The sequence below is a fragment of the Pseudomonas fluorescens genome (assembly GCF_902497875.1).
GTDB classification, from domain to species: Bacteria; Pseudomonadota; Gammaproteobacteria; order Pseudomonadales; family Pseudomonadaceae; genus Aquipseudomonas; species Aquipseudomonas fluorescens_BR.
Genome location: NZ_CABVHY010000106.1, coordinates 1 through 1,807, shown reverse-complemented (window position 1 = coordinate 1,807; position 1,807 = coordinate 1). Strand labels below are relative to the sequence as shown.

Annotated in this window: 1 protein-coding gene; it reads left to right on the top strand. The window is 56.6% G+C overall.

What is annotated here, in order from left to right; genetic code table 11:
• Positions 1-211: 211 nt before the first annotated feature.
• Positions 212-1,639, top strand: a complete 1,428-nt coding sequence (locus tag F8N85_RS33870) for a GGDEF domain-containing protein (protein WP_150807346.1) — start codon at positions 212-214, stop codon at positions 1,637-1,639.
• Positions 1,640-1,807 lie beyond the last annotated feature (168 nt).

Genomic DNA, 1,807 nt, shown 5'->3' with positions numbered 1-1,807 from the left:
ATAACGAGCCATTCGTTATTAGTTAATGGTGTTCGCGTGAACATTTTTACCGGGTTGCGCAGCAGAAATCGGTAAGGAGTCTAAAGTTGAAATGCATGTATCGGTTCATCACATAGTTGGTGATGCTGCGAGGGATCGGTGGCATGTATGCGGCTTTGGATCCGACACCGGTCCGGTGTAGGCAAAAATGGATTTGAAATCGGAGGGAACCATGACCAATATCGTCGCCACCGGCGAGCCACCTGAAGCCGTCCGTATCATGATCAAGGTTTATGCCTGCGTGCTGCTCGCAGGATTTGCGTTTGTTCCAGCCTATCTGATTGGCTACTTGTACTTCTTTCAAGACCCCACCCTTATATTCGAGAACCACCTGTTCCATATCATTGCGATCACGGCAGCCACCTTGGCAGGCTTGTTTGTGACTTACGTAACGTGGCGCTGCTATCAGTCATCGGGAGACCCGCTGCTGCGATGGATGACGCTTGGCTTTCTCGGTTTTGTGCTGATCTACGCGTTGCATGGTGCGTTCACCGGACTCGCACACCACAATATCTGGCTCTTCCTGCTTTATGGACCGGCCTCTCGACTGGTCATGGCGAGTCTGCTGTTAGTCGGAATGCTTTCGTACCACCGCCCACCTGATGCCCCGGACCAACGAATGAAGGTCCGCCCGTGGTTGACCTGGATAGGACTGTTCCTGCTGGTTGACCTGGCAGTGGCGTACGTCGCGAATTCGTCGATCGCCGGCCATCTCGCGGTGCGCCTCTCGCTGGAAGGTGGTGCCCTCGTTCTTTCCACATTGACCGTGGCAATGCTCCTGCTGCGCCGTATCAGTTCGCCGCTGATGGTGATTGTTGTCATCTCGGTCACCGCGTTCGCATTGTCCTCTCTCGCCTTTATTCTTGCCCGTCCGTGGAACCACATGTGGTGGCTCGCTCATGTGATCTTCGCCGCTGGATTCTTCCTGTTGAGCTATGGGGTCGTGCAAGCATTCCTCACCACGCGGTCGTTCTCGAAGATTTACAGCCAAGAGGAGCTGATGGTGCGTCTTTCCGAGGCGATGGCGTATACCGAGAGCGCCCTGCAGGAACTCCAGCGCACCAATCAGGAACTCGGGCACCTGGCGGCGACCGATCCACTGACAGGTGCTGATAATCGCCGTCGGTTCATGGAGCGGGTCGAAGCCGAAATTGGCCGGACCGCGCGCGGCGGTGCGCCATTCTCTGTGTTGGCGCTCGATCTCGACAATTTCAAGGCGATCAACGATCGCTTCGGGCATCAGGTTGGCGATGACATCCTGAAGAGGTTCGTGCAGAAATGCCTCGATTCGATCCGGCCGTATGACGGCGTAGCCCGAGTGGGCGGGGAAGAGTTCATGATACTGCTACCTCAGACTTCACTCGAAGGCGCGCAGGTAGTCGCCGAGCATCTGCGAAGCACCGTTGCAAAGACTTCTTTTAATGGCCTGCAGCGGTCAAGCGCGGTCACAGTGAGCATCGGTGTATCGCAATCCGGCCGCGACGGCGACACCATCGAGGCCATTCTGCGTGTAGCCGATCAACGCCTGTATCACGCTAAACACCAAGGCCGTAACCGGGTGGTCACTGCCATCAAAACCAGCCTCCAACCTCTGCCCTGACCCTCATTTCGAAGTTGCTGAAAGCGTCGGCATCGATATCCCGGCTGTTTTCCGGGCTCGCTGAAAATCCTGTGGGAGGGGCGGTGCGGCGATCCTACTTACCTGCGAAGGCGGCCTGACAGCCGGCCTGGCTCTTGCGGGTGTACATATCCATTCCTGCGGTAACGG